General features: G+C 72.1%; 13 protein-coding genes. 6 read left to right on the top strand and 7 right to left on the bottom strand.

From position 1 onward, the window contains the following. Nucleotides 1-59: 59 nt before the first annotated feature. Complete coding sequence (locus tag ABZW18_RS13125; protein ID WP_356186232.1) at nucleotides 60-2,288, bottom strand: RNA degradosome polyphosphate kinase; 2,229 nt, start codon at nucleotides 2,286-2,288, stop codon at nucleotides 60-62. A gap of 452 nt (nucleotides 2,289-2,740) precedes the next feature. On the opposite strand from ABZW18_RS13125, the gene ABZW18_RS13120 reads away from it, so the two are divergent. Further along, a complete protein-coding gene (locus tag ABZW18_RS13120) occupies nucleotides 2,741-3,307 on the top strand; it encodes a GNAT family protein (RefSeq protein ID WP_356186230.1) in 567 nt (188 codons plus the stop codon). A 193-nt stretch (nucleotides 3,308-3,500) separates the two neighbouring features. Here ABZW18_RS13120 and mshD read toward each other — a convergent pair whose 3' ends face one another. Further along, nucleotides 3,501-4,439: a mycothiol synthase gene (gene mshD, locus ABZW18_RS13115; protein WP_356186227.1), complete on the bottom strand. Its 939-nt coding sequence runs from the start codon at nucleotides 4,437-4,439 to the stop codon at nucleotides 3,501-3,503. A 329-nt stretch (nucleotides 4,440-4,768) separates the two neighbouring features. Between mshD and ABZW18_RS13110 the strand changes: the two genes are divergently transcribed. Both ABZW18_RS13110 and ABZW18_RS13105 read left to right on the top strand, forming a co-directional pair. Next, nucleotides 4,769-6,580 (top strand): bifunctional metallophosphatase/5'-nucleotidase, encoded by a 1,812-nt coding sequence (locus ABZW18_RS13110; RefSeq protein ID WP_356186224.1) that lies wholly within the window; start codon nucleotides 4,769-4,771, stop codon nucleotides 6,578-6,580. A 304-nt stretch (nucleotides 6,581-6,884) separates the two neighbouring features. Beyond that, nucleotides 6,885-8,171, top strand: coding sequence for a DUF2993 domain-containing protein (locus tag ABZW18_RS13105; RefSeq protein ID WP_356186221.1), 1,287 nt, complete (start codon nucleotides 6,885-6,887; stop codon nucleotides 8,169-8,171). A gap of 110 nt (nucleotides 8,172-8,281) precedes the next feature. Here ABZW18_RS13105 and ABZW18_RS13100 read toward each other — a convergent pair whose 3' ends face one another. The 5 genes from ABZW18_RS13100 to ABZW18_RS13080 form a co-directional block, all read right to left on the bottom strand. Next, complete coding sequence (locus ABZW18_RS13100) at nucleotides 8,282-9,679, bottom strand: HAMP domain-containing sensor histidine kinase (protein WP_356186218.1); 1,398 nt, start codon at nucleotides 9,677-9,679, stop codon at nucleotides 8,282-8,284. 2 nt (nucleotides 9,680-9,681) lie between these two features. Next, nucleotides 9,682-10,410, bottom strand: a complete 729-nt coding sequence (locus tag ABZW18_RS13095) for a response regulator transcription factor (protein WP_356186215.1) — start codon at nucleotides 10,408-10,410, stop codon at nucleotides 9,682-9,684. A 243-nt stretch (nucleotides 10,411-10,653) separates the two neighbouring features. Continuing rightward, on the bottom strand, nucleotides 10,654-11,787 hold the full coding sequence (locus ABZW18_RS13090; protein WP_356186212.1) for a trypsin-like peptidase domain-containing protein: 1,134 nt from the start codon (nucleotides 11,785-11,787) through the stop codon (nucleotides 10,654-10,656). Between the two features lie 169 nt (nucleotides 11,788-11,956). Further along, nucleotides 11,957-12,979: a LacI family DNA-binding transcriptional regulator gene (locus tag ABZW18_RS13085; protein WP_356186209.1), complete on the bottom strand. Its 1,023-nt coding sequence runs from the start codon at nucleotides 12,977-12,979 to the stop codon at nucleotides 11,957-11,959. Between the two features lie 27 nt (nucleotides 12,980-13,006). After that, entirely contained in the window at nucleotides 13,007-13,888 is an 882-nt protein-coding gene (locus ABZW18_RS13080; protein ID WP_356186207.1) for a response regulator transcription factor, read from the bottom strand. Nucleotides 13,889-14,246: 358 nt separating this feature from the next. Here ABZW18_RS13080 and ABZW18_RS13075 point away from each other — a divergent pair, with 358 nt between their 5' ends. The 3 genes from ABZW18_RS13075 (at nucleotide 14,247) to ABZW18_RS13065 (ending at nucleotide 17,082) form a co-directional block, all read left to right on the top strand. Continuing rightward, nucleotides 14,247-15,179, top strand: coding sequence for an alpha/beta hydrolase (locus ABZW18_RS13075; protein WP_356186298.1), 933 nt, complete (start codon nucleotides 14,247-14,249; stop codon nucleotides 15,177-15,179). Between the two features lie 201 nt (nucleotides 15,180-15,380). After that, nucleotides 15,381-15,626: a MoaD/ThiS family protein gene (locus ABZW18_RS13070; RefSeq protein WP_356186295.1), complete on the top strand. Its 246-nt coding sequence runs from the start codon at nucleotides 15,381-15,383 to the stop codon at nucleotides 15,624-15,626. A 10-nt stretch (nucleotides 15,627-15,636) separates the two neighbouring features. Next, on the top strand, nucleotides 15,637-17,082 hold the full coding sequence (locus ABZW18_RS13065) for a hypothetical protein (protein ID WP_356186205.1): 1,446 nt from the start codon (nucleotides 15,637-15,639) through the stop codon (nucleotides 17,080-17,082). Nucleotides 17,083-17,127: the final 45 nt, after the last annotated feature.

The raw sequence follows: 17,127 nt of genomic DNA, 5'->3' as shown, positions 1-17,127 counted from the left end.
AGTCTCCGTGGCCCGGGTCGCTGCGGGTCCCCCGTCCGTCCCCGAGGCCGCCGGCAGGGTCAAGGTGTCGCTGGGCCACGCCGGCGCCTCCGGGCGTCAATGAGCATCTCCTGCACGTTCCGCAACGGCTGCCCGTCCGCATCCATCGCGTGCCGCGTCCAGTTGCCGTCCGGGCCGAGGTGCCAGGAGGCGGTGCTGTCGGACATACCGGTCTCGAGCAGTCTGCCGAGGGCTGCCCGGTGGGCGGGGTCGGCGACGCGCACCAGGGTTTCGATACGGCGGTCAAGGTTCCGGTGCATCATGTCGGCGCTGCCGAGCCAGACTTCGGGCTCGCCGCCGCCCGCGAAGGCGAAGACCCGCGAGTGCTCCAGGAACCGGCCGAGGATGCTGCGGACCCGAATCTTCTCCGACAGCCCGGGGACGCCCGGCCGCAGCGCGCAGATGCCGCGCACCCAGACGTCCACGGGAACGCCCGCCTCGGACGCCCGGTACAGGGCGTCGATGACGGCCTCGTCGACCATCGAGTTGACCTTGATACGGACATACGCGGGGCGGCCGGCCCGGTGGTGCGCGGCCTCCTTGTTGATCCGCTGGACCAGGCCGTCGCGCAGCGATCTGGGCGCCACCAGCAGACGGCGGTAGGTCTCACGCCGCGAGTAGCCGGACAGCCGGTTGAAGAGATCGGAGAGGTCCGCCCCCACCTGCGTGTCCGCGGTCAGCAGCCCCAGGTCCTCGTACAGCCGGGCCGTCTTCGGGTGGTAGTTCCCGGTGCCGACATGGCTGTAGCGGCGCAGATTCTCGCCCTCCTGCCGGACGACCAACGACAGCTTGCAGTGCGTCTTCAGACCGACCAGGCCGTAGACGACATGGCAGCCCGCCTCCTCCAGCCGCCGTGCCCGCCTGATGTTGGCCTGCTCGTCGAAGCGTGCCTTGATCTCGACGAGGACGAGCACCTGCTTGCCGGACTCGGCCGCGTCTATCAGGGCGTTCACGATCGGCGAGTCGCCCGAGGTGCGGTAGAGCGTCTGCTTGATCGCCAGCACGTCGGGGTCGTCGGCGGCCTGCTCGAGAAAGGCCTGCACGGACGTGGAGAAGGAGTCGTACGGGTGGTGCAGCAGGACGTCCCGCTCGCGCAGAGCCGCGAATATGTCGGGCGCGGACGCGGACTCGACCTCGGCGAGGTCACGGTGGGTACCGGCGACGAAATTCGGGAACTTGAGCTCGGGCCGGTCCAGCTTGGCGATGCCGAACAGACCGGTGAGGTCGAGCGGGCCGGGCAGCGGGTGCACCTCGGACTCGGAGATCTTCAGCTCGCGGACCAGCCGGTCCAGGACCTCCGGGGCCATGGACTCCTCGACCTCCAGCCGCACCGGCGGCCCGAAGCGCCGCCGCATGAGCTCCTTCTCCAGAGCCTGCAGGAGGTTCTCGGCGTCGTCCTCCTCCACCTCCAGGTCCTCGTTGCGGGTGACCCGGAACATGTGGTGGGTGAGCACCTCCATCCCCGGGAAGAGCTCCTCCAGATGCGCCGCGATCACGTCCTCCAGCGGTACATACCGCTGCGGCGAGGCCTCGAGGAAGCGGGAGAGCAGCGGCGGCACCTTCACCCGCGCGAAGTGCTCATGACCACTGACGGGGTTCCGTACGACGACCGCGAGGTTCAGTGACAGACCCGAGATGTACGGGAACGGGTGCGCGGGGTCCACGGCCAACGGCGTCAGCACCGGGAAGATCTGCTGCCGGAAGAGGCTGAACAGCCGGGCCTGCTCCTTCTCCGTCAGATCGGTCCAGCGGATCATGTGGATGCCCTGGTCGGCGAGGTCCGGGAGGACATCCTGCTGGAAGCAGGCGGCGTGCCGGGCCATGAGCTCGCGGGAGCGCGTCCAGATCAGGTCCAGCACCTCGCGGGGCTGGAGCCCGGAGGCGGAGCGGGTGGCGACACCGGTCGCGATCCGTCGCTTCAGACCGGCGACCCGGACCATGAAGAACTCGTCCAGGTTGCTCGCGAAGATCGCCAGGAAGTTCGCCCGCTCCAGCAGCGGGGTGGCCGGGTCCTCGGCGAGCTCCAGCACCCGCTCGTTGAAGGCCAGCCAGCTGCGCTCCCGGTCCAGGAAGCGGCCCTGGGGCAGCTCGCTGCCGGCGCCGTCCTCCTCGTACCCGTCGAGGTCGGCGTCGAGGTCGGGCTCCAGGTCGGAGACGGCCGCGGCCACGGTGTGCGGCCGGTGCGCGGCGATGGAGCCGACCGACGGCTGCGGGTGCTGGACCGGTACCGGAGCGCTGGACTCGTTCATGTCCTCATTGTTCCGCGTGCCGGCGCCCTGCGGCGCGTCGGAAAGATCGGAAAGCTGCGTTGAAGGCGGCGGAGGAGCGGCACAGAGCCGTCTGGTGGGGACTTTCGGCACAGCGGGCTGCATTCAGCGATGTTCGCAAGGGTCTGTGAATCGCCGGTAAAGCGCACATGGCGGACAGGCAATCGGGACGCTACCCCCCGGGGGGGACCCGCCGGGCGGCGACGCTGCCGATCGGGTGACGGCGCCCGCACCGCGAAATCCTCTGCCCGTGAAGGCGGCGACCGGCGCGGTCCCATCCTGCCCGGTCGGCCCGGCTCACCGGAAGCGGTCCATCCGGTTCGGCGAGCGCGGCCCGCGGCGGGGGGCCGGAGGGCCCGGTAAGAGGGGCCGGAGGGGCTGGAGCAGCGCAAATGCAGCGGTCCGAGGGCCCGGCGCTCCGTACGCTGGCGCTCATGCTGACACCCGACTACCCGATACGGACCGAACGGCTGGACATCCGCCCCCTGCGGCCCGATGACTTCGACGCGCTCTTCGCCTACCAGTCACGCGCGGATGTCACGCGCTACCTGTACTGGGGGCCGCTCAGCGAGGCCGAGAGCCGCGCGCGCCTGGAGAAGAACATCCCGCTGACGGCGCTGGCCGAGGGGGGCGACGTACTGAACCTCGCGGTCGTCGTACGGGAGACCGGGCAACTGGTGGGCGACTCCTCGTTCTTCTGGACCAGCGCGGAGCACCGCCAGGGCGAGGTCGGCTATGCGTTCAATCCGGAGTACGGCGGCCGGGGTTACGCCACCGAGGCCACCCGGGAGCTGCTGCGCCTGGGCTTCGAGGAGCTCGGACTGCACCGGATCTGCGGCCGCCTCGACGCCCGGAACACCGCCTCCGCCCGGGTGCTGAAGCGGCTGGGCATGCGGCGCGAAGCACATCTCAGGGAGAACGAATTCCTCGACGGCGAGTGGTCCGACGAGCTCGTGTACGCGATTCTGGCGCGCGAATGGCGCGAGCAGCACGCCGGCTGAACAGTGCCCGGGTGTCTGCCGGACGCCAACCCGGCAGACACGCGGAACGGCCCCGGGCGCGCGCTCCCCACAGGGCCTGGCCGCTCAGGGCACATCCGACCGGAGCACGTCCGCCCCGAGCAGTCCGGTCGAATCCTGTCCGGTCGAATCCTGTCCGGGCGGGGCGGCCCCTCCGGTCAGTGCCCGTCCGTCCTCATGTCTCGGTGCGGTACATCAGATCAGTCTCGTGGGTGACGAACCCGAGCCGCTCGTAGACCCGCACGGCCGGGGCGTTGTCCGCGTCGACGTAGAGCATCGCGGTCGGCATCCCCGTGGCCGCGAGATGCCGCAGCCCGATCGTGGTCAGCGCCTTGCCCAGGCCGCCGCCCTGCGCTCCCGGCACGACACCGAGCACGTACACCTCACCCAGCTGCTCGTTCGCATGCACCTTGGTCCAGTGGAAGCCGGCGATCCGCTCCCCCTCCACGGCGAGGAAGAAGCCCTCAGGGTCGAACCACGCCTCCGCCATGCGGTCGTCGAGATCCCGCTGGGTCAGTGACCCCTGCTCGGGATGGTGCGCGAAGGCGGCGGCGTTGGCGGCGAGCCACGCGGCGTCGTCCTGCCCGGGGCGGAATGTCCGTACGGTCACGCCCGCCGGCAACACCGGCTCCTCGAGCGCGAGACCGGCGAGCGGCCGGCGCATCTGGCGCAGCTCCCGGAACAGCGAAAGCCCCAGCACCTGTGCCAGATGCCGGGCCGCCGGGTGCCCGCCGTGCGCCCACATCCGCAGCCGCTTGCCGGACGCTTCGAGCAGCGCGCCACCGAGCGCCCGGCCGTGACCCCGCCCGCGGTGCGCGGGGTGCACGACCAGTTCGGCGGCCGGCGCCTCCACCGGGTCCGTCACCTCCAGCTGCGCGTATCCGGCGAGCGTGGAACCGCCGTCGCCGTCCCGCTCGTGCAGCAGCAGGTGCCTTACGCCCTCGCGGCGCCCGCCGCGCAGTTGCAGCCGGCCCTGCTCGGACACGGCCTGCTGCCCGTCGACCCGTGCGGCCTCCTCCAGCAGCTCCATCACGGCGCGCGCCGTCTCGGGCGTCACCGCGTCGAGAACCTCGATCTTTCGCACCGCTCCCGTCCCGTCCACCACGTTGCTCATGCCCAGAGCCTACGGCCCGCCCGTTACGCCGGGCGGCCTTCATGTCCGCTTCCTCGTCCTCGTCCTCGTCCGAGTCCGCGTGCGGGTCCGCGTCGAGAAACGTTGCCCATCCGGGCGGCCGGTGTTCTGCGATGTGCGGCGCGCACGACCCGGGCTCCGTCATTCCGCGCCTCGACCTACGGACCGGTGTGCGCCGAAAGGGTGACCGCCATGCGCCCGCAACCCGCTCGTTACCCCTCCAGTCCTGACACGCTACGCGCGTTGACCGTAGGCTGCCGTCGACTCGACCACTGTCACCACTTCTACTCGCTGTCCACGAAGGGGAACTCATGTCAGCGACACCTCAACGGCGGCGGCGCGCCCGCCGGTTGACGGCCACCATCGCGGTGCTGGCCGCTGCGGCCGGTGTGCTGTCCGCGGCCATACCGGCCGGGGCGAACAGCTCCGAGCGCGGCCACGGCCGCCACCACGGCCGCACCGTCGACGTGCAGTTGCTCTCCTTCAACGACTTCCACGGCAACCTCGAGCCGCCCGCCGGATCCTCCGGCCAGGTCACCCATCAGCACCCCGACGGCAGCACCGAGAAGATCGACGCAGGTGGTGCCGAGTACCTGGCGACCTCGCTGCGCACCGCCCGCAAGGGCAGTCCGTACAGCGTCACCGCGGCCGCCGGCGACATGATCGGCGCGAGCCCGCTCATCTCCGGCCTCTTCCACGACGAGCCGACCATCGAGGCGATGAACAAGCTCGACCTCGACGTGACGGGCGTCGGCAACCACGAGTTCGACGAGGGCCGGGCCGAGCTCACGCGCATGCAGAAGGGCGGCTGCCACCCCAAGGACGGCTGCTACCAGGACGGAAAGGTCTTCCAGGGCGCCGACTTCCCCTATCTCGCCGCCAACGTCACCGATGAGAGGACCGGGAAGCCGATCCTCAGGCCGTACACCGTGTGGAAGCACCGGGGGGTGAAGATCGGGTTCATCGGCGTGACCCTGGAGGGCACCCCGGACATCGTCTCGGCCGAGGGCGTCAAGGGCCTGAAGTTCCACGACGAGATCGAGACGGTCAACAAGTACGCCAAGGAGCTGGACAAGCGCGGCGTGAAGTCGATCGTGGCCCTCATCCACGAGGGCGGCGCCCCGGCGAGCACCGCGTACAACTACAACTGCGACAGCCCCGGCCAGGGAGACGGTGTCTCCGGCCCCATCGTCGGCATCGCCAAGGGCATCACGCCGAAGGTCGACGCGCTGGTCACCGGCCACACCCACCAGGCGTACGTGTGCACCGTCCCGGACCCGTCCGGCAAGCCGCGCATGGTCACCTCGGCGTCCTCGTTCGGCAAGCTCTACACGGACACCACGCTCACCTACGACCGCCGCACCCGCGACATCGTGCGCACCAGTGTCGAGTCGGCCAACCACGTCGTGCGGCGCGACCAGCCCAAGGCGGCCGACATGACCTCGCTGATCCAGCGCTGGAACAAGCTGGCCGCACCGGTCGCCAACAAGCCGGTCGGCCACATCGCCGCCGACATCCCGGGCCGCGGCGCGGGGGCGTACGAGTCGCCGCTCGGCGACGTGATCGGCGACGCACAGCTGGAGGCGATGGCCCCGGCCGACAAGGGCGGCGCGCAGATCGCCCTGATGAACCCCGGCGGCATCCGCTCCGACCTCGTCCACAAGGCGTCGGGCAGCGAGGGGGACGGCGTCGTGACGTACGGCGAGGCCTTCACGGTGCAGCCGTTCACCAACATGATGACCGCGGTCGACCTCACCGGCGCGCAGCTGATCACCGCGCTCCAGCAGCAGGTCAGCGGCCCCAACGAGGCCTCACCGAAGATCCTCCAGGTCTCCAGGGGCTTCAGCTACACCCTGGACACCACGAAGTCGGGCGCGGCCCGGATCGTCACGGACTCGGTGAAGCTGAACGGTGCCGCGATCGATCCGGCCAAGACCTACCGGGTGGCGATGAACGAGTTCCTCTCCGGCGGTGGGGATGGCTTCCCGGTCTTCAAGGAGGGCAGGAACAAGCTGGTCGGCACGTCGGACCTGGACGCGCTGACGGCCTACTTCGCCGCGCACTCCTCTGCTTCCGCCCCGCTGGCTCCGCCGAAGGCCGACCGGATCACGGTCGTGAAGTAGCCGGTAACCATCCGTGAACCAGCCGCCACGGCGGCGGAGTTCACACGCACCCGGCGCACAAGGCACAACGCGACGGCCCGGCGGAACGACCCGCCGGGCCGTACGCGTACCCCCGCGCGTTCCGTACGGGGTCGATCAACTTCCTTGCCAGGGGCGGAATTCGTGCCCGTAGCGCGGCCCATGCTGTCGCGTGCGCGACAGCATGGGGGAGTGAGATTGCGCCCATTCTCCGTCCAGCGACGGTAGGACTTGCGTTCCAGGGTAGACACTGTGGTCGGATGTCCCGATGCGACCCCCCACACGCATGGCTCCACAACAGAATCCGCCCCACTACGACGCGGCGCGGCGCAACCCCTACGACGACCTGGCAGCGCTTGCCGACCCCGAGGACGACCACAGGTACGCCCCGGGTCCCGACTCGCTGCACCACGACGGGTACGACTCCGAGCCCGGCCCGGACGACGACGATCCGCTGGGCCTCGGGCTGCGCGTGGAGGACGACGAGGAGTGGGCCCCGCCCAATCACCGGCGCGGCAGGCGCGGCAGATTCGGCGCGCTGCCGATCGCGGTCAAGGCCCTCGTCGCCGTCCTCGTCTGCACCGCGTTACTGGCGGTCACCGACCGCTGGGCCGCGCTGTACGCGGAGGAGAAGACGCAGGAGAAGCTGAAGGACTCCCTCCATCTGGCCGCGGAACCCGAGGTGACGATCCACGGATTCCCCTTCCTGACCCAGATGTACGACAAGCGCCTGGACAAGGTCGACGTCGCCATTCCGGATGTCGCCGCGGACCGCGTCTCGCTGGCGAAGGTGGAGGCCACGGCCTCCGACGTACGGCTCACCGGCAATGGCCTGCCCACCTCCATACGCGGCGCCATCATCGGGCGGATGCAGGGCAATGTGCTGCTGTCGTTCGACGACCTCAACCGGGAACTCGGCTCCTCGCAGGTGAAGTTCACCGAGAAGGGACGCGCCTCGGTGCTCGCCGTCGGGAAGCTGCCCGTCGCGGGTCATGAGCTGCGCATGCGGGCCGAGGCGCACATCCGCCGCACGGGCGGACGGGGCATCGAGACCGATATCACCGGTATGCGGCTGGATATCTCCGATGTGGCCACTTTCCGGCCCGGCAAGAAGGCGGACGACGGGCTACGGCTCACCCGCAAGGCGGCGGACCGGGTCCGCAAGGACGCGGCGCAGGCGAAGGCGCTGCTGTCCGTTCCCGCGCTGGCCAAGCGGGTCGGCGTGCCGCCGGAGGCCGTGAAGGAGACGCTGCGCAACGAGAAGCGGCTGAGCCGGATCACCGGTGCGCCGCGTTTCGTGGACAAGGTGATGCGGCTCAATCTCGTCGATGTCGTCGCCGAGCATCCCTGGCTGCTGAAGAAGGTGGGGATCGACCCGGGACTGGTCTCGGGTCTGACGAAGCTGACGCAGCCGGAGCTGTCGGAGCGGCTGTCGCTCTCCTTCGAGCTGCCGGACGTCCCCGGCTACGTACGGCTGCAGAACATCTCGGTCGAGCAGGACGGCATCCGCGCCGATCTGTCCGGAATGGATCTGCCCTTCGGTGACGGGGCCAAGAAACACGGCGGCCGCTGACCCAGGGCCTGCGCGACCAACTCCCTGCGCGACCGGCTGCGCCCGCCGACCACGGCCTGCGCGGCCCACAGCCTGCCCGCCCCCGCCCCCGCCAGGGCGGGGGCGCGCGCCTATGCGGGCGGCGGGGTGCCCGCCCCGGGGAGCCGGACCGACGCGACCGTGCCGCCGCCCTCAGCCGCCCTCAGCGCGATCGCCCCGCCCGTCTGCTGGACGGTTCGGGCCACGATCGACAGTCCGAGGCCCGAACCCGGCAGGCTGCGGGCCGACGGCGAGCGCCAGAAGCGTTCGAAGACATGGGGAAGCTCGTCGGCCGGGATCCCCGGTCCGTGGTCCCGTACGGTCAGCTCCCCGCTTCTGAGCCCGACCTCGATCACACCACCCGAAGGGCTGAACTTCACGGCGTTGTCGAGCAGATTGACCACGGCCCGCTCCAGCGACGCCGGCTCGGCCCGTACGTACCAGGGCTCCAGCGCGGCCGCGATCGTCAGCCCCGATCCGCGCGGCCGGGCCCGCTCCACCGCCCGGTCCGCGATCTCGTGCAACGCCACGATCTCCAGCCGCCCGCCGCCGGCCGCGGCGTCCGGCCGGGACAGCTCCTGCAGATCACCGATGAGCGCGGCCAGCTCGACGACCTGCGCCTTGACCGAGGCCAGCAGCGCGCGCCGGTCCTCGGCCGGGAGCGCCCGCCCGGTCTCCTCACTGCGCACCAGCAGCTCGATGTTGGTGCGCAGCGACGTGAGCGGGGTGCGCAGCTCGTGCCCCGCGTCGGCGATCAGCTGCTGCTGCCGGTCCCGCGAGGAGGCCAGCGCCGCCGTCATGGAGTTGAAGGACTGCGACAGCCGGGCGATCTCGTCCTCCCCCTCGACCGGGATGCGCACCTCCAGGTCCTCCGTGAGGGCCACGTGCTCGACCGCGCCGGTGAGCCGGTCCACCGGTTTGAGCCCGGCCCGCGCGATCCACAGACCGGCCGTCGCCGCCCCGACCACACCCACCCCGGCCACGGCCGCCAGCAGCAGAGCGAGGGTGTTGAGGGTGCTGTCGATCTCGCTCAGCGGCCGGGAGATCGACACGGCGGTGCCGGCCGGGCCGGCCCGCTTGGTCAGCACCCGCACCTCCTGACCGCTCTCCGTCGCGCCGTCGTGCAGGACTTCCTCCCGCAGGCCGGCGGCGACCTCCGCGTCCGCGTCCTGGACCTCGACCGGCTGCGAGTTGGGCCCCACACAGCGCTCGCCGCCCGCCAGCACGACCTGCCCGCTGGGACTGCCCGGCAGCACCTTCGGATTCGTCGTCGGGTCGGAGTCCTGGCAGTTGCGCAGCATCAGATTCGCGTAGTCGGCCGGGATGACGGTACTGCGCAGCGCGTTGTCCAGCTCGTCGCGGAGCTGATTACGCGTCAGGAACCAGCAGGCGAAGGCGGACACCGCGACGGCGACCGCCACGGCGACAGCGGTGAGCAGCGCGAGCCGGGAGCGCAGCGGCAGCCGGTTGAAGCGGCGCAGTGGTGCCATGGTCACTCCGAGCCGCCGTCCCCGCGCAGCACGTACCCGACCCCGCGCACTGTGTGCACCAGCCGCTGCTCGCCGCCCGCCTCGGTCTTGCGGCGCAGATACATCACGTACACATCGAGCGAATTGGAGCTCGGCTCGAAGTCGAAACCCCATACGGCCTTGAGGATCTGCTCGCGGGTGAGCACCTGCCGCGGATGCGAGAGGAACATCTCCAGCAGGGTGAACTCGGTGCGCGTCAGCTCGACCGTCCGCGCGCCCCGCATGACCTCGCGCGTGGCGAGATCCATCCGGAGGTCGCCGAAGACCAACGCCTGGTCCTCCGGCCCGGGAATCCCGGCGACGGCCGCGTACGAGCTGCGTCGCAGCAGGGCGCGGATGCGGGCCAGCAGCTCGTCCAGTTCGAACGGCTTCACCAGGTAGTCGTCCGCGCCCGCGTCCAGCCCGGAGACACGGTCGCCGACGGTGTCGCGCGCGGTCAGCATCAGTATGGGCAGGGTCACGCCCGCGGCACGCAGCCGGCGGGCGGCGGTGAGCCCGTCCATCCGCGGCATGAGCACATCGAGCACCACGAGATCGGGCTCGTACGCGCCCACCTTCTCCAGCGCGTCCAGGCCGTCGACGGCGAGCGCGGTGCCGTAGCCCTCGAAGGCGAGGCTGCGCTGGAGCGCTTCGCGCACGGCGGGCTCGTCGTCGACGATCAGGATGCGGTGGTCGCCTTCGGGCGGATTCATCGGTGGACTACCTCACGGGGCTGTCGGTCACTGCGTCTCAGCGTCGCACGCGGCGGGTGGGCGGCGTGTCGGCTCGCTCGGCCGCCGCGGGCGCGGCCGACTGCGGCGCTGGGCGGGACGTCCGGGCGCGTACGGCGCGCTGCGGCCACAGCCGCGGTCCGCCGCCGGCCCATGTCGACCGCCCGCCGGATCTGCTGAGCGCCCGGGTGAGCCGCCGCCCGCCGGATCTGCTTCCCGCCCACGTCAGCTGCCGCTGCCGTCCCGCAGGTCGTCGAGTATCTGCTTGACGGCGTTGACCGGGATGGCGAAGCCGAGGCCGATGCTGCCCGCGCCGCTGGAGGCCGGTCCGGAGCCCGACCTGGGCGCGTACATCGCCGAGTTGATGCCGATGATCTCGCCCTTCATATTGACCAGCGCGCCGCCCGAGTTGCCCGGGTTGAGCGAGGCATCCGTCTGCAACGCCTTGTACGTGGTCGTGGAGGAGCCCACGTCGCCGTTGTACTGGCCGCCGCCGAACTCGAACGGCCACCGCTCACCACCGCCGGGCGGCACCTGCTCCTCCCCGCCCTCCTTCCGGACGGTCACATCACGGCCGAGCGCGGAGATGATCCCGCTGGTCACGGTCCCGGACAGGCCCTCGGGTGAGCCGATGGCGACGACCTGGTCGCCGACCTTCACCTTGTCGGAGTCACCGAGCGCGGCCGGCTTCAGTCCGCTGACGCCGTCCGCCTCGAGCAGGGCCATGTCGAGGTCGGCATCGGTCCCCACGACCTTCGCCGCCGCGGTTCTGCCGCTGCTGAAGTTGATCTTGATGGAGGAAGCGCCGGAGATGACGTGGTTGTTGGTCAGGATCTCGCCGTCCGACGTCGTGATGACACCGGAGCCGGTGGACTTCCCGGTCGGCGAGGTCGCGGTGATCTCGACGACGCTCGGGCCGACGGCGGAGGCGACTCCCGAGACCGTTCCGCCGGTGGTGACGGAGGCATTCGTCCCGGAGGCCACGGGGCCGACGGCGCTGCCGCCCGACCCGGCGGCGAGGTTCTCGACCAGCAGGGCGGTACCACCACCGACGGCGGCCGCGGCGATGGCGACGGCGGCGATCAGCGCCACGGGCCGCCGCGCCCGCCGATGCCTCCGGCCGTCGCCGGGCCCGCCCGCGTCACCCCGGTCACCCCAGTCACCCGGGTCACCGACGCCACCGGGCCCTCCGGCGTGTCCACCGCCCGCGCCTCCGCCCGGCCGGACCGCGAATCCGCCCGGAGCCGTCAGGGGCGGCTCGTACCCGGGCCGCGCCGGGAGCGGCATCTCGGGCGGCGGGTACGGAGCGCCGTACGGCCCGGAGCCGGAGGGACTTCGATACGCACTGTTCTCGGTCATGACACGAACTGTGCCGCCGCAGGATGAGAGCAGGCTGAGTGCGACCTGAGAAGCCCGACAGAACCTGTGCGACGGCCAGTTGCCGCACAGCCCGCCAACCGACGGCAGACGGGCCCGCCGCCGTCAGGGGCCGCAGAACGCGGCGGCGCCCCGTCGGCGGGGCGGTCCGTCAGCCGCAGCCGCAGGAGCGCCGTACCACCAGCGCCGAGGGGAACTGCCTGAGCCGTTCCCTGCGCGATCCGACCCCCCGGAGGCCGTCGTCCAGCACCAGGTCCACCGCGGCCCGCGCCATCGCCTCCCGGTCCGACGCCACGGTCGTCAGCGGCGGATCCGTCAGCGCGGCTTCCTTCACGTCGTCGAAGCCCGCGACCGCCAGCTCCCCCGGCACATCGATCCGCAGTTCCCGCGCCGCCCGCAGCACACCGATCGCCTGGTCGTCCGTCGCGCACACCATGGCGGGCGGCCGGTCCGGCCCGGCGAGCAGCTCCAGAGCGACCCGGTACGCGTCGTAGCGGTTGTACGGCGCTTGGAAGAGCCGTCCGTCCGTCGACCGCCCGGCCTCCTGCATGGCCCGCCGCCAGCCCTCGACGTGGTCGTTCACGGGGTCGCCGATCGTCGGCGTCGACTCGACGCCGCCCAGGCACGCCACATACGCGTGACCGTGCTCCAGCAGGTGCCGGGTCGCGAGCTGCGCGCCGCCCACGTCGTCCGTCACGACCGCCACGTCGTCGATCGCGTCGGGCCGCCGGTGCAGCAGCACGACCCGCGCGTCCCAGGCGTCTATCTCCGCTGCCGCGTGCTCGCTGGGCCCCTGGCTGACCAGGATCAGCCCTGCCACCCGCATGCCGAGGAAAGCCCGCAGATAATGGACCTCGCGCTCGTCCAGGTAGTCGGAGTTGCCGACCAGGACCATCTTTCCGCGGTCGGCCGCCGCCTGCTCCACCGCATGCGCCATCTCCGCGAAGAACGGCTGCCGCGCATCCGGGACGATCATTCCTATGAGGTCGGTACGGCGCGAGGCCATCGCCTGTGCGACCCGGTCCGGCCGGTAGCCGAGCTCCTTGATCGCGGCGAGGACCCGCTCGCGGGTGGCCGGGGCGACCGGCCTCGGTCCGTTGTTGATGACGTAGCTGACGACCGCGGTCGAGGTCCCCGCCAGCCTTGCCACATCGTCACGCGTCACCTTGGCCACGCGCGGCAGTCTACGCGGGGTGACCCATCACTTGGCGGGGCGCGCAGCGGAGGCTTGCACGCTGCCCCGCGCCTCGTCGCGCTCCTCCAAGCGGCCGTTGGCCTCTGCCGCCCCGGTGACGTCGGTCACGCCCCGGGAATTGCCTCGGCCCACGTCCTGTCCGCCGCCCAGCGCCGCATCCCGTGCCGCGGCCTTCGCCTTGGCCTCCTCGGCGGCGCGTTCCGCCGCGCGTTCGACCTTCTCCGGCGTCACGAACCGGTATCCGACGTTCCGTACCGTCCCGATCAGCGACTCGTGCTCGGGCCCGAGCTTCGCCCGCAGCCGCCGCACATGGACATCGACCGTCCGCGTACCGCCGAAGTAGTCGTAGCCCCAGACCTCCTGGAGCAGCTGCGCCCGGGTGAACACCCGGCCCGGGTGCTGCGCGAGGTACTTCAGCAGCTCGAATTCCTTGAAGGTCAGGTCCAGCACGCGCCCCTTGAGCTTGGCGCTGTACGTGGCCTCGTCAACCGAGAGATCACCGTTGCGGATCTCCATCGGGCTGTCGTCGGCGGTGATCTGCTGACGGCCGGTCGCCAGCCGCAGCCGCGCCTCGACCTCGGCCGGACCGGCCGTGTCGAGCAGCACGTCGTCCACGCCCCAGTCGGCGGTGACGGCGGCGAGCCCGCCCTCCGTCACGACGAGGATCAGCGGGCAGCCGGGCCCGGTGGAGCGCAGCAGCTGGCAGAGGGACCGCACCTGCGGGAGGTCGCGCCTGCCGTCGACGAGGATCACGTCCGCGCCGGGGGTGTCCACCAGCGCCGGGCCCTCCGCGGGAGCCACGCGCACACCGTGCAGCAGCAGGCCCAAGGCAGGCAGTACCTCCGTGGAGGGCTGCAGGGCGTTCGTGAGGAGCAGGAGAGAGCTCATCGACGGCCCCTTTCGGTCGTCGGGTCGTACCCGTCTGTCCTGATCGTACGGTCCTGCACGCTTAGCTTGCCCATTGCGTCGGTTCCTCCTCGGTCCCAGCGTGGGGGTACCTCCCGGGCGGAGCCCGGGGGAGTGTGCGGCTCTGCTCTGTACGGTTGCGGCTCCGCGCTCTGGAGCGCGAATGTGCTCATCCGCGCTCCAGGCGCTTGAAAGCACGAAAGGACCCGGGGGCTTCGCTGCCCGGATCCTCTTCCGAGCAAGAATAGCCCACATGAGTTCCGGACCGGAGACCGAATCCTTGCGATCGCGTGTTCCCTTGATCACCTCGGGTGGCCGCGCCGCTCCCCGCAGGGCCTCCCTGCTGACCGACGACGGCGTACGGATCGAGGCCGCGTACGAGCCGTGGGCGGGTGGTCAGGCCGCTGCCGACGGCGGGTCCGCCGCCACCGGAGAGGGCGCCTCCGGTGACACCGACGGGCGCGCGGTGGACGGGACCGGCAGCGCCGCGAACCGGCCGGCGATCGTGATCGCGCACGGCTTCACCGGCTCCCTGGACCGGCCCGCGGTCCAGCGCGCGGCGCGGGCGTTCACGCAGCATGCGGCCGTGGTCACGTTCTCCTTCCGGGGTCACGGCCGCTCCGGTGGGCGCTCCACGGTCGGCGACCGGGAAGTCCTCGATCTGGCGGCCGCGGTGCGCTGGGCACGGTCGCTGGGCCACGCGCGCGTGGCGACGGTCGGCTTCTCGATGGGCGGCTCGGTGGTGCTCCGGCACGCCGCGCTGTACCTGCCGGACGGCTCCGGCGGAGCGGATACGGCACCGGGCGGGCTCCCGGAAACGGGCCCCGCCGGGACACCCGCAAGCCCTCCGCGGGGCGGCATGTCGCCAGGGGGGCGCACAGAAGCGCACACCGATGCAGTCGCCGCCGTGAGCGCCCCCGCACGCTGGTACTACCGGGGGACTGCGCCGATGCGGCGGCTGCACTGGGTGATCAGCCGGCCCGCGGGCCGGCTGATCGGGCGCTACGGGCTGCGCACCCGGATCCATTCCAAGGACTGGGACCCCGTGCCGCTGTCCCCGGTCGAGGCGGCACCGCTGATCGCCCCGACCCCGATGCTGATCGTCCACGGCGACCGGGACCCGTACTTCCCGCTGGACCACCCCCGCTCCCTGGCCGACGCGGCGGACGGCGCGGCCGAGCTGTGGATCGAACAGGGGATGGGCCACGCCGAAAACGCGGCCGATCCGCAGCTGCTCCGCCGTATCGCCGACTGGCTGGTACCGGCGCGGTAGCCCCGGCATCGCACGGGAAGTCGGCGGCACCCGCCATGATGGAGGGCGGCGAATCCGCAGGACGCCGTAGAAGACACGACGCCGTCGAAGACACGAGGACAGGAGCCCGCCATGGCCGCAGCGCAGGCCGCACGGGAGGAAGGCGCCCCCGCGGCCACGGCCGCGGGCAGCCCCGCCGCGGGCCACGGCCCGAAGGGCACCATCCGCTACTGGGCCGCGGCCAAGGCCGCGGCGGGCACCGCCGAGGAGGGGTACGAAGCGGCGACACTCGCCGAGGCCCTCGAAGCGGCGCGGCAACGGCACTCCGGGCGCCCGGAGTTCGCACGCGTGCTCGTCCGCTGCTCCTTCCTCGTGGACGGCGACCCCGTCGGTACCCGCAGCCATGGCAGCGTCACACTGGCCGAGGGCGGCACGGTCGAGGTGCTCCCGCCGTTCGCAGGAGGGTGAGCACCACACCATGAGCGACCAGCCGCACACCCCGTTCGGGCCGCACGAGCCGTACGACGGCCGCGATCCGCAGCGGCCGTACGACCCGCGCCACCAGTACGCGCCGTACGACCCGTACGCGCCGCAGGCCGGGCAGGCCCCGCACCCTCCGCATGCCTCCGAAGGCGCCTCCTGGCAGCAGCCGCAGCAGCCCCACGGCTCGGCCGGGCATCCGTACGAGGACCCGCAGACCCAGGTCTGGCAGGGCCGGACCTATCAGGAGGGTGGCTCCCACGGTGACCAGCCGCACCAGCAGCCGCCGTCCACGGCCTCGGCCGAAACCGTCCACCTGCCCCCGAAGGGCTCAGGCCCGCTGCCGCCGGAGCAGACCGCCGGGCACACCGACAGCTACGCCCGCCCGCCGCGCGGCCACCGCGGGCAGCCGCAGGGCGCCCCGCACCGGATGTCCGCGCACCCCCCGGGGCGCGGTCCCGGACAGAGCCCCGTGCACAGCGGCACGCACAGCCCCGCGAGCGCCGGCCCGGTGAACGGCCCCGCCGGCGGACAGGGGCCCGGGAGTACCGTCCCCGGATGGCAGGACGGCCCGTACGGCCACGGCGCGCGCCCTACGGACCCCATGGACGAGACCGGCGACTCGGTCGTCGGAGCCCGTACGGCCGCCCGGCTCGCGGCCCGCCGCACCTCCGCCGCAGTCCTCACACCGGCCCAACGCGCGCGTGCCGAGGGCCTCTCGCCGATCATCGCGCCCGGCCTGCAGCCCGCCGCGCTGACCGCGGGGCTCGCCGCACTGCTCGCGATCACCGCGCCCCTGGCCCCCGTGCTCGCCGTCGCCGTACTCCTGCTCCAGGCCCTGACCGCGGCCGGCTGGTACCGGCTCAACGGCATGTGGCCCGCCCGGCAGGGCATCGCTCTCGCCTTCGCGGGAGGCGTCGCCGCCGATGCAGCCCTGCTCGCGACGGGGCGTGACGACGCCCCCACCGTGGTGCTGGGCACACTCGGCGTCTGGTGCCTGCTGGTGATCATCCTTCAGCTGCGCAACCACAGCTCACCGGACGAGCGGCTCTACGCACTGACGGCAGGCGTCGCCTCCGCCGCGCTCACGGTGCTCGCGGCGGGCCATCTCGCGGCCTCGGCGGTGTCCTCCGACGCGGTCGTGGTCGGCGCCCTCGGCGTCGCCGCGGCGGCCCTCGCCCGCGCTCTGCCGCTGCCGTCCTTCGTCTCACCCGCCGTCGCGCTGATCGCCGCCGCGGGCGCCGGTGTCGCGGCCGGGGAGCTGACGGGCATCGGGGTGTCCGGCGCGCTGCTCGGCCTGGCGGCCGGCGGCTGCGCGCTGATCGGACTGCGCGTGGCGAGCTACGACTACCCCTCCCGCTTCGTCCACATGACCGCCGGAGTGGCCCTCCCGCTCGCGTTGGCCGCACCCGCCGTCTACGTGCTGGGGCGCGCCATCGGGTGACCCGGCCGATCACGTGATCCGCCGCGGCCACGTGATCCGCCGGTT

It is taken from the genome of Streptomyces sp. NPDC004647 (genome assembly GCF_040609575.1).
Classification (GTDB): domain Bacteria; phylum Actinomycetota; class Actinomycetes; order Streptomycetales; family Streptomycetaceae; genus Streptomyces.
This window is presented reverse-complemented; position numbering and strand designations above follow the sequence as displayed.